This is a genomic window from Kribbella sp. VKM Ac-2566, from assembly GCF_004366005.1.
GTDB lineage: Bacteria > Actinomycetota > Actinomycetes > Propionibacteriales > Kribbellaceae > Kribbella > Kribbella pratensis.
This window is the reverse complement of record NZ_SODT01000012.1, coordinates 292,163-315,237: the sequence shown is the minus strand read 5'-3', so window position 1 is coordinate 315,237 and position 23,075 is coordinate 292,163. Positions and strand designations below refer to the sequence as shown.

Here is a 23,075-nt window from a genome sequence, read left to right as displayed (position 1 = left end):
AGCGAAGCGACGGTCGACCCGGCTGTGACCGGAACCTGTCAGGTCGCGAGCGCGAACATGATGCTCGGCAGGACCGAGAGTACGGCGGCTACCGCGGTGCAGAGGGAGATCATCGTGACGGCTGGAGTTTCGATGTCCACCGAGAAGGGGGCGTCGGCGGGGAGGCGGAAGAGTTCCGCGATCCAGCGGAGGTAGACGGCGAGGCCGATCATGACGTTGAGGGCCATGACGATCGCGAGCCAGCCGAGGTGGCCGTCGATGACGGCCTGGAACGCGGCGAACTTGGTGAACAGGCCCGCGAGACCCGGCGGGAGCCCGGCCAGCACGACGAGGAAGAAGATGAGTGACGCAGCCAGACCGGGCTCGGAACGGACCATGCCGCGGTAGTCGGTCAGCAGACCAGCGGGGCGATGACGCTGGACGACGGCGACCGCCCCGAAGGCGCCGAGCGTGACCACGACGTACGCCGCGAGGTACCCGACGACGGCCTGCGCGTTGTCCACGGCCAACGGCGCCAGCAGGAAGCCGACCTGGCCGATCGAGGACCAGGCCAGCAGCCGGACCGCCTCGACCTGACGCAGCGCCGCCAGGTTGCCCACCGTCATCGTGATCGCTGCCAGGATCGCGATCACCGTCCGCAGTTGCGAGCCGTCCGGCGCGATCCCGGACGTCACCAGCACGAGCAGCCCCGCCACGCCGGCCGACTTCGACACGACCGCGAGGAAGGTGGTCACCTCGATCGGCGCGCCGACGTACGTGTCCGGCAGCCACGCATGGAACGGCACCGCCGCGATCTTGAACCCGAAGCCGACGATCACGAACAGCCCGGCCGCGAACGCGACCCGTGCGAGGTCCGGATCCAGCCCGTTCAGCCGGTTCGCGATCGTGGACAGGTACAGCGACCCGGTCACGCCGTACAGGTAGGAAACCCCGAACAGCATCACGGCCGTGGACAGCACCGACACCAGGAACGCCTTCATCGCGCCCTCGGAGCCACGCCGGTCCCGCCGCAGCGCGACCATCGCGAAGCTCGGCAGCGACACCACCTCGAGCGCGATCACCAGCGTCGCCAGATCCCGCGCACCCGCCAGCACCGTCGCACCGGTCAGCGCGCTCAGCAGCAGGAAGTGGTACTCCCCGATCGGCACGTCCGCTGCCAGCAAGCGGTACGCCGACAGTCCGGCGACGCCGAGTCCACCAATCAGCAGCACTGCCCACAACCCGGCCGTCAACGGTTCGAAGACCAGGCTGCACTGCGCAGGCCCCTCGACCGCGGGCCGGCAGAACGCGGGCATGAAGTCGTCCCGACGCGCCCACACGAACACGAGCCCGAACAGGATGACCACGCTGGTGAGCAGCGTGACCACGGTGTGCCGGAGCTCGGCCGAGGCACTCTTCCAGAAGCTGTCGACCAGAAGTACGGCGACGGCACCGAGCGCCAGCACCAGCGGTACGGCGATCGCCTGCCAATCAGTCCAGGTGAGAGTCACAGGGCCACCCATTGCTGCAGGAGGAGGCCGGGCCAGAGGCCGAGTAGCACGGTCAGCGTGATCAGGGGGGCCCAGGTGACCAGCTCGATGCGGCTGAGGTCGACCGCGAACGCGGCCGGCGGGTTCTCGGCCGGATCGCCCTGGCACAGGTTGCGGACCAGGCGCAGGAAATACGCGGCAGTGAGCACCGTTCCGAGTCCGGCGATCACCATGAACACCAGGAACGTTGTCCGCGGCAACCACGGCGCCGGGTTGTACGCACCGAGCAGGACCAGCATCTCCCCCCAGAACCCGGCCAGCCCCGGCAGACCGAGCGACGCGAGACACGCGAACGTCAGCAGCGCGGCGATCCGTGGCAACCGTGCGTACAGCGCCCGCCCGATCGTCCGCAGGTCGCTGGTGTCGTGGCGATCCTTGATCGCACCGGCCAGGAAGAACAGCAGCCCGGTGATCAGCCCGTGCGCGATGTTCGCGAACAACGCGCCGCGCAGACCGGCCGGCGACAGCGTCGAGATCCCGAGTCCGATGAATCCCATATGCCCGACGCTCGAGTACGCAATCAGCCGCTTCACGTCGGTCTGCGCCAGGCAGGCCAGTGAACCCGCGACGATCGCGACCGTCGAGAACGCCCCGAGGTACGGCGCGATCGTCGCCGTCGCGTCCGGCAGCACCGGCACGAGGATCCGGATCATGCCGTACGTCCCCAGCTTCAGCAGTACGCCGGCCAGCAGCACCGAGCCGACCGTCGGCGCCTTCGCGTGCGCGTCCGGCAGCCAGATGTGCAGCGGCCAGAGCGGCACCTTCACCGCCAGCCCGATCGCGATCAGCAGCGCCGCGACCAACGGGATCCCGTGCCCGCCGGCGACCGGCGAGCTGGTCAGCTCGACGATGTCCAATGTCCCCGCCACCCGCTGCACGAGCAGGAAACCGAGCAGCATCAGCGCGGAACCGAACACGGTCATCAGTACGAAAGTGTTCGCGGCGCGTTTCCGTCCGGCCGCGTCGTGGTGGTCGCCCCAGATGTCGATGACCAGCCACATCGGGATCAGGACGATCTCGAAGCAGACGAAGAACAGCACCAGGTCCAGCGCGGAAAACGTTCCGATCACGCCGGTCTCGATCACCAGCAGCAGCGCGATCAGGGAACGGGTCCGGCCGATCCGTGGCGTGATCTTCAGCGAGTACAGGCAGCACAGGAAGGTCAGCAGCGCGGTGAGCACGATCAGCGGCACCGAGATCGAGTCGACCCCGAGGTGGAACCGGACCCCGAGCGACGGGATCCACGCGACGTCGATCTGGGTTTCCGGCAGATCCTGCGGCCCGTACGCGAACCAACCGCCGTTCTGCGGCCAGAGCAGCACCGACCCGATCAGCACCAGCCCGGAAATCACCGATCCGTACGCCGCCGCCAACCGGTCCCCGATCGCCGCCGGGATCGACCACAGCGCACCCGCAGCCAGGAGCGGCAGCACGAGGATCGCCAGCAGGACAGCGTTCACGAGCCGATCACCCCCGCCAGCACGGCCAGCACAACGACGCCGATGACAGCCGCGGTGAGATAGGTCTGTACGTTCCCGGTCTGCAGCCGCCGGAACCCTTGTGACGCCAGCGTCCCCGTTCGGCCGACCGCGCGGACATAGGCCCCAATGACATCGCGATCCCCCGCGACGGTCAGCTTCGCCAGCCACCGCACGGGTACGACGACCAGACCGTGGTACGCCGGATCCGCTCCGAACTCACGCTCCAGCAGGAGCGGCCGCGGATCCGCCCCACGCCGCCACAGCGAGTACGCCGGGAGTGCGCCGAGGAGCACGAGCGCGGTCGAGATCAGCCCGATCACCCAGTTGAGATGCACGCCGTCGGCGTACCCGAGCGCGATCGCGGCGACCGCGAGGAGAACGAGCGGCGCCAGCATCACCCAGGGCGCATCGCGCAGCTTGGAGCTGTCGGGCTCGTCGAGGTCGGCCGCCGCGTCGCCGTCCTCGAACGCGCCGATGCCGCCGGCGAGCGCCGGCGTACGGAAGAAGGTCCACAGCCACAAGCGCAGGCAGTAGAACGTGGTCAACGCGGCCGTCAGGCAGACCGAGACCAGGACGAGCCAGCCGACGACCGACCCGTCGCGCGCCTTCTCCCAGGCCGCTTCGATCACCGTGTCCTTGGAGAAGAACCCGGCGAACCCCGGGACGCCGGCCAGCGCCGCGAGACCGACGGTCATCGTCAGGAACGTGACCTGCAGCGCTTTCCGCAACTTTCCGCGGCGCGTGTACCGGCGCAGGACGACGAGGGCCGCGCTGCCGACCTGGTGCAGGAGCACGCCGGCGCAGAGGAACAGCAGACCCTTGAACGCGGCATGCGTGACCAGGTGGAAGAGCGCCGCGTGCCGGCCGTCCGCCGTACCGAGGGACAACGCGGAGAACATGATCGCCAGCTGGCTCACCGTCGACCAGGCCAGGACCCGCTTCACCTCGACCGCCGCGGATGCGCAGAGGGCGGCGAACAGCATCGTCACGCAGGCGACGATCGCCAGCACCGTCAGCGTCGTCCCCGAGGCGGAGAACACGGTGTAGAGACGGGCGATCAGGAACACGCCGGCGGCAACCATCGTGGCCGCGTGGATCAGTGCGCTGACCGGACTCGGGCCCGGCATCGCGTCCGGGAGCCAGGTCTGCAGCGGGACCTGTGCCGATTTCCCGACCACACCGACCAGGAGCAGCAGCGTCCCGGTCGTGAGCACCCCGGGGGAAATCCGCACCGGATCGATTTCGGAAATCCGGAAAGTGTGCGCACCGAGGCCGAGCACGAAGATTCCGAACAGGAATCCGACATCGGCGAACCGCGTCATCAGGAACGCCTTCACCGCGCCCGAGCGGGCGTCCCGGCGTTCCCAGTAGTGGCCGATCAGCAGGTACGAGCAGGCGCCCATCACTTCCCAGCCGATGAGCAGGAAGAACAGGCTGTCCGAGATCACCACGGTCACCATCGCCGCGGTGAACAGGGTGACGAGCGCGTGGTACGACGCCGCGCGCTGATGCAGGTACCCGAGTGAGTAGACCTGGACGCAGGTCGCGATCACGCCGACGACCGCGAGCAGCAGGACGGTCAGGTCGTCGGTGCGGACGGCGAAGCCGATGGTGAGGTCGCCGACCTGGGAGTTCATGAACGCGTACTGGTCCGGAGTGGCGCCGTACAGGAGCGCGGCGAACAGGAGGATCAGCAGCGAGAAGCCGACGCCGGCCACCCGCCAGACGGTGGCGATCACGACGCCTCCTCCAGGTCGCGGGCCGCATCGGCGTCGACGTGGCCGTGACCGCGGAACAGCAGCAGAACGATCGCGAGGCCGAGTCCGATCTCCGCGGCGGCCAGCGTGATGACGAAGATCGCGAGCGTCTGCCCGGTGGCTTCGTCCACCCGCCACGCGTCGAAGGCGACCAGGTTCAGGTTCACGGCGTTCAGCATCAGCTCGAACGACATCAGCATCGTGATCACGTTCCGGCGCGCGAGGACGCCGTACACGCCGATGCAGAACAGGACCACGGCCAGCAGCAGCGGGAGGACCAACGGCATCGTCAGTCCTCCTTCTTGCGTTGAGACAGGGCGATCGCGCCGATCAGTGCCGCCAGCAGCAGCACCGAGAGGACCTCGAACGGCAGCACCCAGTTCTTGAAGATCTGCGTACCCACGGTCTTCGCGGATCCGTCGGTCACCGGCTTGATCTTCTCGTTGCCGAAGGCAAACACAACACCGGCGCCGAGGATCAGCGCGAGCACCGCGGCGACACCGGCCGCGAACGGGCTGCGGCCGGTGGTGAGCTCCGGCAGCGGCTTCATCGGCGCCTTGGTCAGCATCAGCGCGAACAGCACAAGCACGACGATCGCGCCGACGTACACCAGGATCTGGACCAGCGCGACGAACTCCGCCTGCAACGCGCCGAAGCAGCCGGCGACCGCGCCGAGCGCGAGCACCAGCCAGAGCGCGGCGTGCACGATCCGGCGGGACACCACCACGACAACGGCGGCCACCACCGCCACCGCGCCCGCGACGGAGAACAGAGCAGTGGTCACGCTTCGTCCTCGGAGGCCTCGGACACCTCGGACGCCTCGGACACCTCGGACGCCTCGGACACCTCGGACGCCTCGGACGCCGCCGGACCGGGGTCGATGGGCTGTGGCGCCGGCACCGTCCACATCCAGTCGCGGAGCCGGTCCTTCTCGTGCGTCAGGTTCCGGATGTCGGTCTCGGCGTACTCGAACTCCGGCGACCAGAACAGCGCGTCGAACGGGCAGGCCTCGATGCAGATCCCGCAGTACATGCAGAGGCTGAAGTCGATCGCGAACCGGTCCAGCACGTTCCGGCTGCGCTCCCGGGCCTGCTCACCGACCGACGGCGCGGTCTCGGTGTGCGAGTCGATGTAGATGCACCAGCTCGGGCACTCGCGGGCGCACAGCATGCAGGAGGTGCAGTTCTCCTCCATGAGCGCGATCACGCCACGGCTGCGCGGCGGCAACTCCGGCTGGACGTCCGGGTACTGCTCGGTGACGGAACGACGGGCCAGTGTCCTCGCGGTGACCTTCAACCCCTCGACCAGCCCCTTGCCAGGCAGTCCCACGCTCCACCTCCCGTCTCTTAGCAGGACATTAGCCGATCCGCACGTCCTACAGCTCGCGTTCCAGGCGGGCCGCGACCTGGCGGTACCGGCTGACCGGTATCAGATGAACGCCTTCGAAGGCCCCGGAGTCACGGATCTTCAGGATCTGCTCGCAGGCGTGGTCCACGCCGGCGTCCCGGTCCCGCTCCACCGCCTCGATCAGCTCGGCCGGGATCTTGAGCTGGGGCAGCCCCGCGAGGTTGCGGGCCATCTGGGCAGAGGCGAGCACCATCACCCCGGCGTACACCGGGATGTCGAGCTGGACCGATTCGCGCCACCGGAGCAGCTCGTCGAGGTCGTAGCTGACCTGGACGTACAGGAAGTCGGCCTCGGCCTTCCACTTCGGCACCGGCCGAAGACGGGTGGCGGCCCCGACCTTGAACGGGTCACAGCCCGGGTACGTCGTCTCGCGGGTCTGCTCGATCATCCGCCGTACCGTCAACTGACTCGTGCGGGCACCCTCCGCCGGGTCGTCCCCGTGCACGAACAGAAAACGCTGTACGCCGTACGCCGCCGCGGTCAGCAGATCCCGCCGGAAACCGAGCAGATTCCGATCACGCGAGTTGAGGCAGGCGATCCCCTGCGCGCCCATCAGCTGCACTTCGTTGGCCACCGCAACACTGGAGACGGTCGCCCGCCCGATGTGGTTGTCCGGGATCAGGAACCCGTCGGCGATCGGACTCATCACCCCGATCTGATGCCGCACCTTCTTCAGATCCGGCCGGGTCGGCGGCTCCACCTCACAGATCAGCTCGAACACCCTCCGGACCCTACAGAAGGTCGGCAGACCGGGGCGGGCTATCTCATCCGCGTTCGGAGAAAGTCCTGCTCGGCCTGATTCGGGGTGCGCTCCAGGGCGGACTTGTAGGCGGCCTGGGCTTCGGGGATGCGGTCGAGCCGGGTCAGCAGGTCGGCTCGGATGGCGTGGAAGAGGTAGTAGGTGTCGAGCGACAGGGCGTCGACGAGGGCGAGGGCGGCGGCGGGGCCTTCGACTTCGGCTACGGCGACGGCTCGGTTGAGGGCAACGACCGGCGTGGGTTCCAGCGTGAGGAGGTGGTCGTAGAGCTGGAGGATCTGGCGCCAGTCGGTCGCGTCCGGGGTTGCGGCGTCGGCGTGGACGGCGTTGATAGCGGCCTGGAGTTGATACGGGCCAGGCTGGTTGCGGCGCAGGCATCGGCGAACGAGCGCCTGGCCTTCCTGCAGCAATGCGCGGTCCCACAGGGCGCGGTTCTGGTCGCTGAGGCGGACGAGCGTGCCGTCGGGCGCGACACGGGCCGGGCGACGGGATTGCTGGAGGAGCATCAGCGCGAGCAGACCGACGGCTTCAGGCTCATCCGGCATCAGCTCGACCAACAGCCGGCCCAGCCTGAGAGCCTCGGTGGCGAGTTCGTCGCGGACCAGCGTTTCGCCCGACGAGGCGGCGTACCCCTCGTTGAAAATCAGGTAGACGACGGCGAGTACGCCGCGGACGCGCTCAGGCAGATCGGCCTCGTACGGGACGCGGTACGGGATGCCTGCGGTGCGGATCTTGGCCTTGGCCCGGACCAGGCGTTGCGCCATCGTCGGCTCGGGCACCAGGAACGCGCGGGCGATCTCGGCCGTGGTGAGGCCGCCGAGCATCCGCAGGGTGAGCGCGACCCGGACGTTCAGTGCCAGCGCCGGATGGCAGCACGTGAAGATCAGCCGGAGACGGTCGTCCCGCACGACGCCCTCCTCCACTGGCTCGTCCTGGGCATGCAACAGCGCCGCCTCGGCCTGCTTGTCCGGCCGCGCGGACTCCCGGCGCAGGCGGTCGATCGCGCGGTTCCGCGCGGTCGTGATGATCCATCCGGCCGGGCTCGGCGGTACACCGTTTTCCGGCCATTTCTCGACCGCCGCGGCGAACGCGTCCTGGACGGCGTCCTCGGCGATCTCCAGGTCGCCGAAGACACGCGTCAGCACAGCGACCGCCCGCCCGTGCTCGGCCCGGAAAATCGCGGCGAGGTCAGGGGTCACGACTGCGAGGGCCTCACCTCGACGGGCAGGCCGAGGACCTTGGTGAGCCGGCGGGCCCAGTGCAGCGCGGCGTCGAGATCCTCGACCCGGATGACGATGAAGCCGCCGAGGTGTTCCTTGCCCTCGGTGAAGGGTCCGTCGGTGACGAGGATGTCGTCGCCGGACGCCTTCACGACGGTGGCGGTGTCCGGCGGGTGCATCCCGGCGTCGAACACCCAGACGCCGGCCGCCCGCAGTTCCGCGTTCAGGACCTCGAGGTCGCGCATGATCGGGTCCAGGATCTCGGGCTCGGGAGCCGGACCATCGGGCTGGTAGATGCTGAGCACGTACTGGTTCATCGTTGCCTCCTTCTCGCCCTCTACACGAACAGCCTCAGCCTGGATCGACAGGCAGCGACACCCTGTTTATTCGACGCAGGGTGGTTTCGAGGTCGAACGTCAGCCAGCGGGAGAGTTGGGGATGGGTGGGGTGTTGCCAGAGGCCGTAGGGGCCTCGGCGGGATTCGAGCCAGGTGACCAGCGCTTGCACCTGGCGGTCGTCGGTGGAGGCCCCGCAGCGGGAGGCGAGGTCGAGGACGAAGGCGGGATCGACGGTGACGTAGAACGTGAGCTGTCCCATCGCACGTTCGAGGCCGACGAGGCGGGAGACTTCCCAGCCAAGGCCCGACTCGTCGCGGATCTCGCGGACGAGGAGGTGGTCGACGCCGATGCGGGCGGCGTCGGATCGGCTGCGTTGCGGGTGCAGTGCGAGGCAGGCCACCGCACCAGTTGTCGCCGAACGGCAACCTTCGCCGCGGGTGAGTCGCCGGTACTCCTTCTCCGGCGGGCCAGGCCGTCCCGGACCGCCGAGATCGGCTTTGGGTCCGGAGGGCCAGGAGCCGTCGTGGAGTCGTTCGCGCAGAAGCCATTCGTAGGCGTGTTCAGCGCGAGGGTCGGTGGCGAACCCGGCCGCGGCGATACCTCGCAACGGTACGACGGTCTGCATGGTGACGAACCGCGGGCCATCCGAGGGCTTGCCTGCGGTCCTGTCGTCGTCGGGCCGCAGCGACCACGAGCCGTCCGGCTGCTGCTGGGAGAAGATCGCGTCGACGGCAGTGGCGAGCTCAGGGCCGCGGTAGCCGAGGTACGCGAGTTGGCAGAGCAGGTACCCGGCGTCTTGAGGCCGCTCAGCCGCCGCCGCGAGCCGCCCGAGGAGTGATCGTACGGCGGGGCTCGCTGCGATCTCGCCCTGCCAGGCCTTGACGTCGTCATCGTCATCGGTGGCGCCTTCGAGCTCGACAGCCGCGCGCCACCGCAGCGACGGCGACGGGTCTCCGAGCAGGAGCGTGTTCATGGCAACACCGCCCGCACGAACGGCGACGTTGCCGTGTCGGCTTCGGCCAGCTGTTCGGGTGCGCCCTCGAAGACGATCCTTCCGCCGTGGGGTCCACCGCCCGGACCGAGTTCGATGAGCCAGTCGCAGGTGGCGAGCACCATCGGGTCGTGCTCCACCACCAAGACGGTGTTGCCCGCGTCGACGATCGCGTCCAACGCGCGCAGGAGTACGACGACATCGGTGGCCTGCAGGCCGACCGTGGGCTCATCGAGTACGTAGAGGCTGCCGACCTTGGACGGACGGGCGAGCTCCTTGGCGAGTTTGAGTCGCTGCGCCTCACCGCCGGAGAGACTCCAACCAGGTTGGCGGACGACGAGGTAGCCAAGGCCGAGCGCGAGGGCTGCGTCGCCTACGCGACGTACGGCGTCGATGTCGCCCCACTCGTCGACGAGCTCACCGATGGTCAACGCTTCGATGTCAGCGAGCGTTCGGTCCCGCTCGCGGAGGGCGACGATCTCGCGACGGTAGCCCGAACCGCCGCAGGCTTCGCAGGTCTGGCTCACCGATGGCAGGAACGACATGCTCTGTTGCCACGTTCCTTTCCCGCCGCAGGCGTCGCAGCCGTAGCTGAGGTCCTTCATCGTGATGCCCTGCTCGCGGGCCGCCTCGCTCGCGGCGAACGACTTGCGGACCGCGGTGATGAGCCCGAGGAAGCTGCCGGGTGACGTGATCTCCGCGCGGCCCTGGTCGGCGACGATCGTCCGAGCGGGAGCACCCGAAATGACCTGGTGAACCCCAGGTTCGACGCGGACGATGCCGCCGCCGGAGACGTTGGTCGCCGGTCGCACAAGCCCGGGCGCGATCGTGTCGACGACGAGCGAGGACTTCCCCGACCCGGACACACCACACACGCCGGCCCGCACGCCGAGCGGGATGCGTACGTCGAGGCCGCACAGGTTGTTCTCCCGCGCTCCCGTGACCTGCATCCACTCGGTCGGCACGCGGCGGTCGCGCTGCGGGATCGCGATCCGTCCCTCGCGCACCGCACGGGTGACCGACTCGGCGCTGTCGAGGTCGACGAGCCTGCCGCCCGCTCGGCCGGGACCGGGACCGATCTCGATGACGTCGTCGGCGGTACGAATGAGGGTCGCGTCATGTTCGACGGCGACGACGGTGTTGCCGGCGTCGCGCAGTTCGCGCAGGGTGCCGGCGAGCGCGTCCACCTCGGACGGATGCAGACCTCGGGACGGTTCGTCGAGCAGGACGGTCATGCCGACGAGGCCGCCACCGAGTACCGACGCCAGCTTGATCCGTTGCGCCTCCCCCGCGGACAGCGTCCAGGTCGTCCGGTTCATCGTGAGATAGCCGAGCCCGACACGGCCCAGGAATCCGAGCCGGTACGACGCAACGGTACGAGCGTGGGCCGCGTGCGGATCGTCCGGCTCGTCCATCGACGCCAGTACGTCGTACAACTCGGCAAACGTGGCCGAGAACAGGTCGTTGCGGTCGCGACCCGCGATGCGAATCGCCAGGTACGGAGCGCGCAGTCGCTTGCCGCCGCACTCCCGGCACGGAAACGCTCTGGTTTCCAGGCCGCCCAGGTCGAGCCTGGCCCAGTGGTTCAGCCCCACCCAGGACGAATCGCCGTACAGGATCCCGTGCCGGACTTCGTCGCTCAGCTCCGACCACGGCGTCGTACGCGGGTCGAACTGGTACCGCTCCGCGAATGTCCGCATCACGTCGTTGCTGCCGACCACCTCAGGACGGAACCACGCCAGACCTCCGCCAAAGCAGCGGGCCAGTGGAGCGTCGGCCTGTATGAGCGCGGCGAAGTCGAACTCCCGCTCGACGCCGATTCCCAGGCACTGCGGACAGACGGACGCGGGCGACCCCATCAGGTGACGCGGCTCGATCGGCACCGCGCTCGTCGCGCAGTCTCCGCAGACCCACGCTGCTTCCGGCGTCGGTGCGGACCGGCGAACGTGGTCACCACCGCATTCCAGGCACGACCGCACACCGGCGCGCGCCAGGACGAGGGAGACGAGGCGGTCGAGGTCGCTCGACCGGCCAACCGTCGTACGCGCGGCATCCCAGCGCCCGGGCCCACCCGGCGGGAAAGTCGTGCCGGACGCGTCGATGCTGATCGTCGGGCCCAGCCCGGTGAGCGAGTCGACCGGCGCCTCCGGCCCTTCGCGCACCGACTGTCGCTCGTACACCGACAGGCTTTCGAGCAACCGCCGGTCGGCCTCTGCCGCGAGTACGTCGCCGACCAACGACGACTTGCCTGAGCCCGAGACGCCGGTCACGACCGTGAATCGGCCCTTGGTGAACTGGACGTCGATCCCTTGCAGGTTGTGAGCCCGGGCGCCGCGCACCTGGATGACCTCACTCGAGCGCCGGTCGGCCCGCGGCTTGGTGCGGGGCGTCACCCTCGGCCGCTTCTCGGCGACGGCGGGGCCGCAGTGCTGCAGGCGTCCGCCGTCGGGGCCACCACCCGGGCCGAGTTCGATGCGCCAGTCGGCGGCGGCGATCACGTCTGCCTGATGTTCGACGACGACCACTGTGCAGCCGTCGGCCGTCAGCTTGTCGAGCACTGTGAGGAGCCGGTCGAGGTCGCCGGGGTGAAGCCCGGTGGTGGGCTCGTCGAGCAGCACGAGATTGCCGGCCTTCGCCTTCGTCACCTCACGGGCCAGGCGGACTCGTTGCGCTTCACCACCGGACAGACTCGGCGACGGTTGTCCAAGCGTGACGTAGCCGAGCCCGACCTCCTGCAGGGTCCGAAGGATGCGTGTCACCGCTGGGTGCTCGGCGAACAACGCGCCGGCCTCGTCAACACTCGACTCCAGCACGTCAGCGATCGACCGGCCCTCCCACGTCGCCTCGAGGATCTCGGGCCGGTACCGGCGGCCTTCGCAGACCTCGCACGGAACCCAGATCGGCGCCAGCTCCCTGAGGCTGATGGCGACCGCGCCCATCCCCTCGCACTCCGGGCACGCGCCTTCGCCACGGTTGAACGTGAACTCCGACGCGGACCGCCCGGTCTGCTGCGCGAACACCTCGCGGATCCGATCGAACACCTTCGTGTACGTCGCCGGATTCGACCGCGGGTTGTTGCCCAGCGGTTTCTGATCGACGGCGATCGCTCGCATCGCAGGCGCGTCGATGGCCGAACAACCGACCGGCGCGCCGGCCCGGATCGACGCCAGCAACACGTCGCGAGCGAGAGTGGTTTTGCCTGCTCCCGAAGGGCCTGTGAGGACGGTCAGCGCTCCGAGCGGGATCTCGCAGTCGACAGCGCGCAGGTTGCGCAGGCCGGCGCCGGTGATGCCGATCCGCCGATCACCGATCTTGCGGGCCGCGAGCCGGGCCCGGGTCGGGGCCGAGAAGCCGCGACCCGAGGCGGTGCCGGCCCGCCACAGTTCGGCGGGCGTTCCTTGGAAGACGAGTTCGCCACCGCCACGGCCGCCGGCCGGGCCGATCTCGACGACATCGTCCGCCAGCGCGATCGCCGTACGGTCGTGCTCCACCATCAGGACCGGGCCCGGCAACGACGCCATTGCCTCGAGCAACGGTTTGAGGTCGGTGTGATGCAGCCCGATGGTGGGCTCGTCGAGGACGTGCAGCAGATCCTCGAGCCGGCCGCCGAGGACGACCGCGAGTCGGGTCCGTTGCGCCTCACCCCGCGACAGCGTCGGCATCGGCCTGTCGAGGGTGAGATGGCCGAGACCTAGCGTGACCAACGGCCGCAGTCGCCGCAGCAACTCGTCCCGAACGCGTGCTGCACGCGGGCCGATCGCCAGGTCCTCGACGAATTCGAGGACCTCGCGCACCGAGCGGGCGAGCAACTCTGTCAGGGCGATCCCGGCGATGCGATGCGACGACGTGTCGATCGCGGCGTCGCGGAACGCCGAGGGCTCCAGCGGCCGGACCCAGTCCGAGCAGCTCGGACAGATCGGTGCTCGGAGTACCGGCGTACCACCGAGGCGAACCTCGTGTGAGCCCAACGCGTCGGCGCGATCGAGGATGCCGCGAACCTCCGCCGCAGATGCATCCGCCTGCAGAGTAGCGACGCGTACGACGACATCGTGCGGGACCATCGGGTCGAGCCGAGGCACGCTGCTCTTCGCGGCCCACGGACGCCCGTCGATCGTGACCGCGGCGAACTGGCCCCGGAGGCCGGCGAGCAGTCGCGCGTGACTTCCGTTGAGGTGGCGCACGACCGCCACTTCCACCGGGAGGCGGCCCTTGGCGGCATGCAGGTCCAGGGCGATGGCGAGCCGTTCTTCTCGCGACACCGCGTGCACCGGTACCTGGCACCGCCGACAGGTGACGTCCGCGAATCGCGCGTACAGAATGCGGAGGAACGGATGCAGGCCGACCGACGTCGCGACGGTCGAGGCGGGGTTGACGTTCAGTACGTTCTGAGCGATCGCCACCGCCGGACCCAAGCCATCGATGCTCTTCACCTGCGCGGCCGGCACGCGTGTCCCCGGACGTCCCAGTCCCAGCGACTCGACGAACCGGCGCCGCGCCTCGGTGTAGACCACGTCGAACGCGAGGGACGACTTCCCCGAGCCGGACACACCGACGACCGCGGTCAGGCCGGGTCCGAACGTGACATCGACATCCCGCAGGTTGTGCTCCGCCGCACCGTGAACTCTCATTGCCTGTTTCCGGGCCTATTTCCGGAACGCGGCTCTGGTCGCGGCCGCGGTGGAGCGGTAGTACTCCGGTGGCTCGATGAAGGCCCATTCGTCGAACGGCACGCCGTTGGTGACTGCGCGCCGGTAGCTGAAACAGACGAGGTAGAGGGTACGGATGTACATGACCGCCTCGAGCCGATCGAGCTCCTCGTCGGTCGGCTCGACATGGCGGCGGTACGCGGTGACGGCGGCTTCGATGCGCTCTTCGTTGGTGAGTCGCGTCGGAGACCAGTCCCCGGTCCCCCAGATCAGGTAGGCGAAATCGGCGAGGCGCGGTCCGCGTCCGGACGCCTTCCAGTTGATTGCCACCGGCCCTCGATCGCCGATCACCGCATGATCGGGGGCGTGCAGGAGGTTGCCGTGCAGCAGGCCCTCGGGAAGGCCGTGACCGTCGTCGGCCGAACGCACCTGGTCCCGGAGGCGTTCGAAGCGCTCGCGATCGGCCGCGGCGACCTTTGTGTCGACCGCGTCGAGAAACGCGAGGCCCGCCAGCAGGTCCTGCCGCGGCGCACCTTCACGGCTCGGGTCCTCACCGCTCGCCCCACCGGCGCGGCTGACCGAGTCGTCGAGAGGTAGCGCGTGCAGCCGTCCGAGCAGATCACCCATGATGGCGAACTTCTCGGCACCATCGGGAAGGTGATCACCTTCGACGAACCGGGTCACGAGGACCGTGCTTCCGTCGAAATCGGACACCGCGTCGTCGACCGCGAGACGCTCCGCCGGAAAGTCGTGCCGCTCGAGGAATCGCAGGATCGCGGCATCGCCCTCGACGCTGGTCCGCGGACGAGCGGGAGGGAACGCCCGCGCGATCCATGGGTCGCCGTCGTTCCGGTCGATGCGGAACACGTAGGTCTTGTGCACACTGACCTTCGTCGCCGCGACCGCATCGATGCCGTAGCGGTTGCGAAGGTGGGCGAGCAGCCGACCGGCCACGGGCTCGTGGTCCATGCGGGAGCCGAGCCCTTCGAGGTCGGTCAGCGCCTCGGTATAGCGCTGCCCCGTCGCCGCGGCATGACGCCGTACGACCTTCTTGAAGTTGCTGTCCCTGGTCATGACAAGCCTCCTCCGACACCCTCGTCCCCAGCGACGCGGTGTTGAGAGATGGCCTGCAGACATCGACGACCGAGAGGGCAGATCCCCTTCGCCACTGGAACCCCGGCTGGGCGGACGTTCCACAGCTCGGCGACCGGTCGACGCCGTTCCGCCAATCTCCCCGACCAGCGTCATCCTTGTCAAGCAGGGTCAAGCAGGGTCGAGCGGGAGGGCGACGGTGACCTGGAGGCCGCCGCCTTCCCGGGGGACGGCGGTTACGGTGCCGCCGTGGGCTTCGGCGACCGAGCGGACGATGGACAGGCCCAGACCGGCGCCTTTGGTGCTGACCAGGCGTTCGGCGCCCAGGCGATAGAAGGGTTTGAAGAGGGATTCGACTTCGTACGGCGGGATCTCCGGGCCGGTGTTCGTGACCACGATCTGCACGCAATCGTCGGCTGTCCTGCTGAGCACCCGGACCCACCGCTCGCCCGAGGGCTGGTTGTGGCGGATACCGTTCTCGACCAGGTTGTGGACCAGTCGTTCCAGCAACAACGCGTCGCCGCGTGTGGGCGCCTCGCCGGGGCCGCGGATCAGCTCGACGCCGGCCGCGGCGGCTTCTGTGGTGAGTTGGGCGGTTACGTGGTTGACGACGTCGGCGAGGTTGACCGGGTAGACAGTCGACAGGTGTCTCTCGGAGTCCGCGAGGATCAGCAGCCCGTCGATGAGTTGCTCGTGGCGGGCGTTGATCGTCAGGAGGCTCTCGCCCAGTTCCTTGACGTCCGTGGACGCCGTACGTCGATGCATTGCCACTTCGACCAGCGCGCGGCCGAGGGTCAACGGCGTACGGAGTTCGTGGGAGGCGTTGGCGACGAAGCGGCGTTGGCCGTCGAAGGAATGGTCCAGGCGCTCGACCATCGTGTCGAAGGCGTCGGCCAGGTTCTTCACCTCGTCGTCGGGGCCCTTCAACGCGATCCGCTCGTGCAGCGCGGACGGCGTCAAAGCGATCCGCCGCGCCGTGTCGGTGACGCGATGCAAGGGCGCCAGCACCCGCCCCGCCACCAACCACCCGAACCCGGCCGCCAGCCCACCCACCAGGACCAGCGCGATACTCCCTTGCGTCAGCAGCGACTTGATCGCGGCTTGCCTCACCTGCTCGCGCTGCTCGTTCATCACCCGTTCCGCGTCGGAGCCCGTCAGCAGAGCACCGTCCTTGTTCAGCACGTAGGCCTGATCAGGTCGCGGCGGCCTACTGGCAGTGCCCGACGGACTCAGGTACGTCCCCTTCACGATCACCTGGTACTTCTGACCCAGGTTCGCGGTGAACAGGGCGTACGTCACCCCGAGCAGGACCACGCCGGCGACCATGAACAGGCCGCCGTACAGCAGCGTCAGCCGCCCCCGTAACGTCAGCCGCCTCACGGGATGCGGTAGCCGACGCCGGTGACGGTCTCGACCAGGCCCGGCTCGCCCAGTTTCCGGCGCAGCTTCAGGATCGTCAGCCGGACCGCTCCGGTGAACGGGTCCACGTGCTCGTCCCATGCCTTCTCCAGCAGTTGTTCGGCCGACACGGTCGCGCCGTCGGCTCGCAGCAGCTCCACGAGTACGGCGAATTCCTTCTTCGACAACGGCACGTACCGGCCGTCCCGGAAAACTTCGTGCCGCGCCGGGTCGAGGGTGACCCCGGCGCGTCGCAGTACGGGCGGATCGGCCGGGCGGCTCCGCCGGCCCAGCGCCAGTACTCGCGCGGCCAGCTCGGCGAACGCGAACGGCTTGGTCAAGTAGTCGTCCGCGCCCAGTCCGAGCCCCTCGACACGGTCGGTCACGGCGGCCGCCGCGGTCAGCATCAGTACCCGCGTGGCAGATCCGGAAGCCACCAGCTGTCGGCACACCTCGTCCCCGTGGACGACCGGAATGTCGCGGTCCAGCACGAGTACGTCGTAGGCGTTCACCGACAGCCGTTCCAGCGCCGCGCCGCCGTCACCGGCCACGTCGACGGCATGTGAGTCGTCCCGCAGCCATTCCGCGATCGCTGCCGCCAGCAACGGCTCGTCCTCGACCACCAGTACCCGCACGCACCCCATGATCCCCGACATCGGTGTTTCCGCCGTGTTTCCGCACTCGGAAACGGTCCGGAAACGGCCGACCGAGAAAGGTTTGGCGGAAACGAGAGGAGCACCGATGCGCAACACCATTCTGGCCGTTTCCGTTCTGGTCGCCGGCCTGATCCTGACCGGCTGCGGGGCCGACGAGCCCGATGCCCAGGTCGCATCCGGGGGCGGAGGGCAGCAGTCCACGGCGCCGAGCAGTGCGCCGGCCAGCCTCAGCCGGGACGAGATGGCGGTCAAGTTCACGCAGTGCCTGCGGGAGAACGGCCTGAACGTCCCGGACCCGGAACCGGGCAAGGGCCCGATGCTGAAGTTCGACAAGGGCTCCGGAGTCACGCAGGAGCTGGTCGAGAAGGCCATGCAGGCGTGCCAGCAGTACAACCCGCAGGCTCAGGGCAGCGCCAACCCGCAGCAGGCGGAAAACGGCAGAAAGTACGCCGAGTGCATGCGGAAGAACGGGGTCGAGAAGTTTCCGGACCCGAAGCCGGACCAGCGCGGCATCATGATCGGGCCGGGCGTGGCGGACGATCCCGACTTCAAGAAGGCGCAGGACGCCTGCCAGAGCATCCTGGCGGGACGCTGATGCGTAAGGCACTCACAGCTGTGGCCGTCCTGGCGGCCGGGGGCGCCGCAAGCGCGTTCCTGGTCAGCCGGGGCGACACCAGCCAGGCAACGAACCCGGCCGCGCAGGCCGTGCCGATCAACACGACCAAGGTCACGCAGCAGACCTTGAAGGACACCGAGACCCAGGACGGCACACTCGGCTTCGGTACGTCGTCCTCCGCGGTCAACCGGGTCGCCGGCACGGTCACCGCCGTACCGGACAGCGGGCAGGAGCTGCGCCGCGGAAGCACGGTGTACAGCATCGACAACAAGCCGACGACCTTGCTGTACGGCGCGCTCCCGTCGTACCGCAGGCTCGCGATCGGGACCGAGGGCACCGATGTCCTGCAGCTCGAGCAGAACCTGAAGGCGATGGGCTACACCGGGTTCACCGTGGACGACGAGTACACCGACGCGACCGCCGATGCGGTCGAGGAGTGGCAGGAGGACCTCGGTCTGGACGAGACGGGTGTCGTCGAGCTCGGCAGCGTCCTGTTCGCGCCGGGTCATCTGCGGGTCGACAGCGTGCAGGCCGAGGAAGGTTCACCGCTCGGTCCGAACCAGCCCGTGCTGACCTACACCGGCACCACCCGCGCCGTCACCGTCCAGCTCGACGCGGCGGACCAGCGGCTGGCGACGCTCAACGCCGCGGTCACGGTCGCACTCCCGGACGGAAAATCGGTGGCCGGAAAGATTCAGAAAGTTTCCACGGTGATCATCCCGGCGGAAAGCCCGGACAAGGATCCGGAAACCAAGGTCGAGGTGATCGTTGCCGTCGCCGACCAGAAGGCGGTGGCTGCCTGGTCGTCCGCGGCCGTCGACGTCACGTTCACGGCCTCGGAACGCAAGAACGTGCTGACCGTTCCGGTCGCGGCTCTGGTCGCGCTCCGGGAGGGCGGCTTCGGAGTCGAGGTCACGGACGGTACGACGTCGCGGTACGTGCCGGTGAGGACCGGGCTGTTCGCGAGCGGCCAGGTCGAGATCAGCGGCACCGGCATCACGGCCGGCACCACGGTGGGGATCCCCAAGTGATCGAGCTGAGCGAGGTGACCAAGGTGTACCCGGGCGGGGTGAACGCGCTCGGAGGTGTGAGTCTGCGGATCGATCCCGGCGAACTGGTCGCGATCGTCGGCCCGTCGGGCTCCGGCAAGTCGACGATGCTGAACGTCCTCGGCACCCTCGACCGCCCGACCTCCGGAACGGTCCGGATCGACCGGTACGACGTGGCGCGGCTGTCCGACGCGGGGCTGTCGGCGTTGCGCGCGACGCGGATCGGGTTCGTGTTCCAGCAGTTCCATCTCGCGGCCGGTGTCCGGGCGGTCGACAACGTCGCCGACGGGCTGCTCTACTCCGGTCTCCGCCTGTCGGTACGCCGGAAGCGCGCGGCGGCTGCCCTGGAACGGGTCGGTCTCGCGCACCGCCTCGATCACGAGCCGCACGAGCTGTCCGGCGGCGAGCGGCAACGCGTAGCTGTCGCGCGGGCAGTCGCCGGCGAACCCGCCGTACTGCTGGCCGACGAGCCGACCGGGGCACTGGATTCAGCGTCGGGCGCAGGCGTGATGCAACTACTACGAGACCTGCACTCCGCCGGAACGACGGTCGTGGTGATCACGCACGACCGCGACATCGCAGCCTCCCTCCCCCGCCAGATCCGGATGCGCGACGGCGTCATCATCGAGGAGGTGCACGCATGACCAGCGAACCGGGACAAACCCAAGGCGGCCCGCGCGGTGAGCCGATGTCGGCACCGGGCGCGGGCGGCGGACGCGATGAGCCGGCGCCGGGTCGGGCGCGGCGGAGCGGCGAACTCAAACCCGCGTCTTTGAAGCTCCGGGATGTCGTACGCGTGGGTGCGGTCGGGTTGCGGACTCGGCCGATGCGGGCGTTCCTGTCCGCGCTGGGGATCGCGATCGGGATCGCCGCGATGGTCGCGGTGGTCGGCATCTCGTCGTCCTCGCGCGCCGAGCTCGACGGACAACTCGATGCCCTGGGCACCAACCTGCTGACGGTCACCCCCGGCACCCGGCTGACCGGCGAACAGGCTCAACTGCCGCTCGCCGCCGAATCCATGGTCCGCCGGATCCCACCGGTGCGTGCCGAGTCCGCGATCGGCAAGGTCGACGACGCATCGGTCTACCGCACCAACAAGATCCCGGACGTCCAGACCAACGGCATCATCGCGTATGCCGCCCGTACCAACCTGCTCGACACCATCGGCGCAACCATCCGCAGCGGAAAGTGGATCGACGCCGCGACCGGCAGCTATCCGGCGACCGTCCTCGGCGCGAGCGCAGCGGAGCGGCTGGGGATCACCAAGGCAGGCCCGGACACGCAGGTGCTGATCGGCAACAAGTGGTTCACCGTCCTTGGCATCCTCGAACCCGCCGCGCTCGCACCCGAGCTGGACAGCGCCGCGCTGATGGGCTGGCCCGCGGCGAGCGATCTCTCCTTCGACGGCCACCCCACCACGATCTACACCCGCTCGGACGACACCCAGGTGCCGGCGGTCCGATCGGTGCTCGGCGCAACGGCCAATCCGGAAGCGCCGAACGAGGTCGAGGTGTCGCGGCCGTCCGACGCACTCGCCGCGAAGCAGGCAGCCGGCCAAGCCTTCACCGGGCTCCTACTCGGCCTGGGCGCGGTCGCGCTGCTGGTGGGCGGCGTCGGGGTCGCGAACATCATGGTGATCTCGGTCCTCGAACGTCGCGCCGAGATCGGACTGCGCCGATCGCTCGGAGCGACCCGCGGCCAGATCCGCACCCAGTTCCTGACCGAGTCGTTGCTGCTGTCCGCGCTCGGCGGGGTCGGCGGAGCATTACTCGGATCCGCGGTCACCGCGGCCTATGCGTCGTACCAGAACTGGCTGACCGTCATCCCGGTCTGGGCACTGGCCGGCGGCGTCGCGGCGACCTTGGTGATCGGTGGACTCGCCGGTCTCTACCCGGCCGTCCGGGCGTCTCGGCTTTCACCAACGGAGGCCCTGGCTACTCCTTAGAAGACGACGACGCCGATGCCGGTGAGCGCGAGCTGGATCAGCGCCACCGGCACCAGGCCCTGCCACGCCAGCTTCTGCAGCTGGTCGGCGCGCATCCGCGGGAACGAGACCCGCACCCAGATCACCACGACCGAGACGAAGGCGACCTTCAACAGCGTCCAGATCCAGCCGATCGACTCCGGCCCGGGACCGCTCCAGCCGCCGAGGAACAGGACCGTGGTGAGGCCCGCGAGTACGACGATCCCGGCGTACTCGGCGAGCAGGAACATCGCGAACCGGAGCCCGGTGTACTCGGTGTACGGGCCGAAGATCACCTCGGAGTCCGCGACCGGCATGTCGAACGGCGGCCGCTGCAGCTCGGCCAGGCCGGCGATGAAGAACACGACCAGACCGGGCAGCTGCCAGAGCAACCACCACGGGTTCCACGCGTGCGCGATGCCGGTCAGGCTGAGCGACCCGGCCGCGACCGCGACACTCGCCGCGGACAGCACGAAGGGCAGCTCGTAGCTCATCAGCTGCGCCGCGACCCGGAGCCCGCCGAGCAGGCTGTACTTGTTCCCGCTGCCCCAGCCGGCCATCAGCGACCCGAGGACACCGACGCTCATCACCGCGATCACGAAGAACAGGCCCGAGTCCAGGTCGGCGCCGACGACACCCGGCGCCAGCGGGATCGCGGCCAGCGCGGCCATGTACGGCAGGATCGCGACGATCGGGGCCCACTCGAACACCCGCTTGTCGGCGGCGGCCGGGACCACGCTCTCCTTCTGGACGAACTTCACCCCGTCCGCGACCAGCTGCGCCCAGCCGTGGAACCCGCCGGCGTACATCGGGCCGAGCCGCGACTGCATGTGCGCCATCACCTTGTGCTCGGCCTGACCGACCAGCAAGGGCGCCACCAGGAAGGCGACCAGAACGCCCACCACCCGCACCACGAACTCCAGCATGCCCGCCAGCCTAGTGGCTTCTGCTTGACCTCAACCAACGTTGAGGTCACAGGCTGGCTCCCATGACCACGATTCTTGTTACCGGAGCCACTGGCCGCGTCGGCCGCCATGTCGTCGACGGGCTGCGCGCCGCCGGCGTGACCGTTCGCGCCCTCGTCCGTACGCCGGACCTCGCCGGCTTCCCGCCGGACGTCGAACTGATCAAGGGCGATCTCTACGATCCCGCCGCCGTACGCCGGGCTGCGGCGGACGTCGATGCCGCGTTCCTGCTGTGGCCGTCGTTCAGCGCCGACGGAGCCGCCGACGTAGTGGCCGAACTGCCGCGGCGGGTCGTCTACCTGTCCTCGTTGAGCGCACCGTCCGGCGGGGTGTGGGCCGACGTGGAAGAGCTCCTTCGGGACAAGGATTGGACGTTCGTGCGACCGGGTGGATTCGCGGTCAACGCGCAGACCTGGGCTGAGCAGTTCCGCAGCGGTGACGTCGTCCGAGTCGCATCGCCCGAGGCCGGCCGGTCGTTGATCCACGAACGGGACATCGCCGCGGTCGCCGTACTCGCGCTCCTGAACGACCAGCACATCGGCCAGACCTACGACCTCACCGGACCCGAGGTGCTGACGCAGGCCGAGCAGATCCGGACCATCGCGCGGGCGATCGGCAAACAGATGCGGGTCGAGGCGCTGACCGACGCGGAGGCGCGGCAGGCGATGCTCGACCTCGGCGCCGACCCGATCCTCGCCGAGAGCTCGGTCGCCTACTGGGCCTCGCTCGTCGACAACCCCGAGCCGGTCACCACCACCGTCACCGAACTCACCGGCCGCCCCGCGCTCACGTTCGCCGAGTGGGCGGACGAGCACGCCGACGAGTTCCGCGTCCTGTCCGCGGCCGAGGTCGCCCGGCGGTACGTCGATGCGCTGTCGACCGGCCGTCTCGACCAGGCACTCGCGCTCTTGGCACCCGAGGTCGTACGCGTCGCACCGCTCGAGACCGGTGGCGAGGAGATCGAGGTCAAAGGCGCCGACGCCATCCTCGAGAACGCCCGCCGCCTGAACGCCGACATCGAGTACCTCGGCGTTCACATCGTCGGCCCACTACTCCTCGACGATCACTTCGCCGTCCGCTTCACCTTCGACCAACTGAACGTCCGAACCGGCACCCGCTCCCAAACCACCAAACTCTCCCTCTACACAGTCCGAGCCGCCCAAATAACCCGAGAAGAGGTCTTCTACTACACGCCACCGCACGTTTGACA

The 23,075-nt window shown here is 69.0% G+C and carries 19 protein-coding genes and 1 pseudogene; 5 read left to right on the top strand and 15 right to left on the bottom strand.

Translation table 11 applies throughout. The features are described from left to right. Positions 1-38: 38 nt before the first annotated feature. From EV647_RS28505 to EV647_RS28440, 14 genes and pseudogenes are all read right to left on the bottom strand, one after another. Positions 39-1,490, bottom strand: a complete 1,452-nt coding sequence (locus EV647_RS28505; protein ID WP_134008161.1) for an NADH-quinone oxidoreductase subunit N — start codon at positions 1,488-1,490, stop codon at positions 39-41. Further along, positions 1,487-2,989 carry a NuoM family protein gene (locus EV647_RS28500; RefSeq protein ID WP_134008158.1) on the bottom strand — a complete coding sequence of 501 codons (1,503 nt, stop codon included), beginning with the start codon at positions 2,987-2,989 and terminating at the stop codon, positions 1,487-1,489. The genes EV647_RS28505 and EV647_RS28500 overlap by 4 nt, the downstream gene beginning before the upstream one ends. Further along, positions 2,986-4,749 carry an NADH-quinone oxidoreductase subunit L gene (locus EV647_RS28495; RefSeq protein WP_134008155.1) on the bottom strand — a complete coding sequence of 588 codons (1,764 nt, stop codon included), beginning with the start codon at positions 4,747-4,749 and terminating at the stop codon, positions 2,986-2,988. Before EV647_RS28495 ends, EV647_RS28500 begins: the two co-directional genes overlap by 4 nt. Then, positions 4,746-5,054 carry an NADH-quinone oxidoreductase subunit NuoK gene (gene nuoK / locus EV647_RS28490; protein WP_130384764.1) on the bottom strand — a complete coding sequence of 103 codons (309 nt, stop codon included), beginning with the start codon at positions 5,052-5,054 and terminating at the stop codon, positions 4,746-4,748. The genes EV647_RS28495 and nuoK overlap by 4 nt, the downstream gene beginning before the upstream one ends. A 2-nt stretch (positions 5,055-5,056) precedes the next feature. Continuing rightward, a complete protein-coding gene (locus tag EV647_RS28485; protein ID WP_134008152.1) occupies positions 5,057-5,551 on the bottom strand; it encodes an NADH-quinone oxidoreductase subunit J in 495 nt (164 codons plus the stop codon). A gap of 194 nt (positions 5,552-5,745) precedes the next feature. Further along, positions 5,746-5,961: pseudogene (locus EV647_RS43150) on the bottom strand (4Fe-4S binding protein); the annotation flags it as partial. A 181-nt stretch (positions 5,962-6,142) separates the two neighbouring features. Beyond that, entirely contained in the window at positions 6,143-6,895 is a 753-nt protein-coding gene (locus EV647_RS28475) for a methylenetetrahydrofolate reductase (protein ID WP_238177440.1), read from the bottom strand. Between the two features lie 38 nt (positions 6,896-6,933). Next, positions 6,934-8,130: an RNA polymerase sigma factor gene (locus EV647_RS28470; protein WP_134008145.1), complete on the bottom strand. Its 1,197-nt coding sequence runs from the start codon at positions 8,128-8,130 to the stop codon at positions 6,934-6,936. Further along, positions 8,127-8,468 carry a YciI family protein gene (locus tag EV647_RS28465; protein ID WP_134008142.1) on the bottom strand — a complete coding sequence of 114 codons (342 nt, stop codon included), beginning with the start codon at positions 8,466-8,468 and terminating at the stop codon, positions 8,127-8,129. The genes EV647_RS28470 and EV647_RS28465 overlap by 4 nt, the downstream gene beginning before the upstream one ends. Before the next feature lie 34 nt (positions 8,469-8,502). Beyond that, the gene (locus EV647_RS28460; protein ID WP_134008139.1) at positions 8,503-9,462 is read right to left on the bottom strand and encodes a prenyltransferase/squalene oxidase repeat-containing protein; all 960 of its coding nucleotides are present in this window, start codon (positions 9,460-9,462) and stop codon (positions 8,503-8,505) included. Beyond that, positions 9,459-14,108, bottom strand: coding sequence for an ATP-binding cassette domain-containing protein (locus EV647_RS28455; protein ID WP_134008136.1), 4,650 nt, complete (start codon positions 14,106-14,108; stop codon positions 9,459-9,461). The genes EV647_RS28460 and EV647_RS28455 overlap by 4 nt, the downstream gene beginning before the upstream one ends. A 15-nt stretch (positions 14,109-14,123) precedes the next feature. Further along, the gene (locus tag EV647_RS28450) at positions 14,124-15,200 is read right to left on the bottom strand and encodes a phosphotransferase enzyme family protein (RefSeq protein WP_166680454.1); all 1,077 of its coding nucleotides are present in this window, start codon (positions 15,198-15,200) and stop codon (positions 14,124-14,126) included. 189 nt (positions 15,201-15,389) lie between these two features. Beyond that, the gene (locus EV647_RS28445) at positions 15,390-16,598 is read right to left on the bottom strand and encodes a HAMP domain-containing sensor histidine kinase (protein WP_238177439.1); all 1,209 of its coding nucleotides are present in this window, start codon (positions 16,596-16,598) and stop codon (positions 15,390-15,392) included. Then, positions 16,595-17,251, bottom strand: coding sequence for a response regulator transcription factor (locus EV647_RS28440; RefSeq protein WP_130384769.1), 657 nt, complete (start codon positions 17,249-17,251; stop codon positions 16,595-16,597). The genes EV647_RS28445 and EV647_RS28440 overlap by 4 nt, the downstream gene beginning before the upstream one ends. 106 nt (positions 17,252-17,357) lie before the next feature. Here EV647_RS28440 and EV647_RS28435 point away from each other — a divergent pair, with 106 nt between their 5' ends. The 4 genes from EV647_RS28435 to EV647_RS28420 are packed head-to-tail and all read left to right on the top strand — an operon-like array spanning position 17,358 to position 20,882. Continuing rightward, entirely contained in the window at positions 17,358-17,867 is a 510-nt protein-coding gene (locus tag EV647_RS28435) for a hypothetical protein (RefSeq protein WP_134008131.1), read from the top strand. Then, positions 17,867-18,919 carry a peptidoglycan-binding protein gene (locus EV647_RS28430; RefSeq protein ID WP_134008129.1) on the top strand — a complete coding sequence of 351 codons (1,053 nt, stop codon included), beginning with the start codon at positions 17,867-17,869 and terminating at the stop codon, positions 18,917-18,919. The genes EV647_RS28435 and EV647_RS28430 overlap by 1 nt, the downstream gene beginning before the upstream one ends. Next, on the top strand, positions 18,916-19,581 hold the full coding sequence (locus tag EV647_RS28425) for an ABC transporter ATP-binding protein (protein ID WP_134008127.1): 666 nt from the start codon (positions 18,916-18,918) through the stop codon (positions 19,579-19,581). The genes EV647_RS28430 and EV647_RS28425 overlap by 4 nt, the downstream gene beginning before the upstream one ends. Then, positions 19,578-20,882 carry an ABC transporter permease gene (locus EV647_RS28420; RefSeq protein ID WP_255517913.1) on the top strand — a complete coding sequence of 435 codons (1,305 nt, stop codon included), beginning with the start codon at positions 19,578-19,580 and terminating at the stop codon, positions 20,880-20,882. Before EV647_RS28425 ends, EV647_RS28420 begins: the two co-directional genes overlap by 4 nt. Here EV647_RS28420 and EV647_RS28415 read toward each other — a convergent pair. Then, complete coding sequence (locus tag EV647_RS28415; protein ID WP_238177438.1) at positions 20,879-21,826, bottom strand: complex I subunit 1 family protein; 948 nt, start codon at positions 21,824-21,826, stop codon at positions 20,879-20,881. The two genes, EV647_RS28420 and EV647_RS28415, sit on opposite strands and share 4 nt — an antisense overlap. 62 nt (positions 21,827-21,888) lie before the next feature. On the opposite strand from EV647_RS28415, the gene EV647_RS28410 reads away from it, so the two are divergent. Further along, on the top strand, positions 21,889-23,073 hold the full coding sequence (locus tag EV647_RS28410; protein ID WP_134008123.1) for an NAD(P)H-binding protein: 1,185 nt from the start codon (positions 21,889-21,891) through the stop codon (positions 23,071-23,073). Positions 23,074-23,075 lie beyond the last annotated feature (2 nt).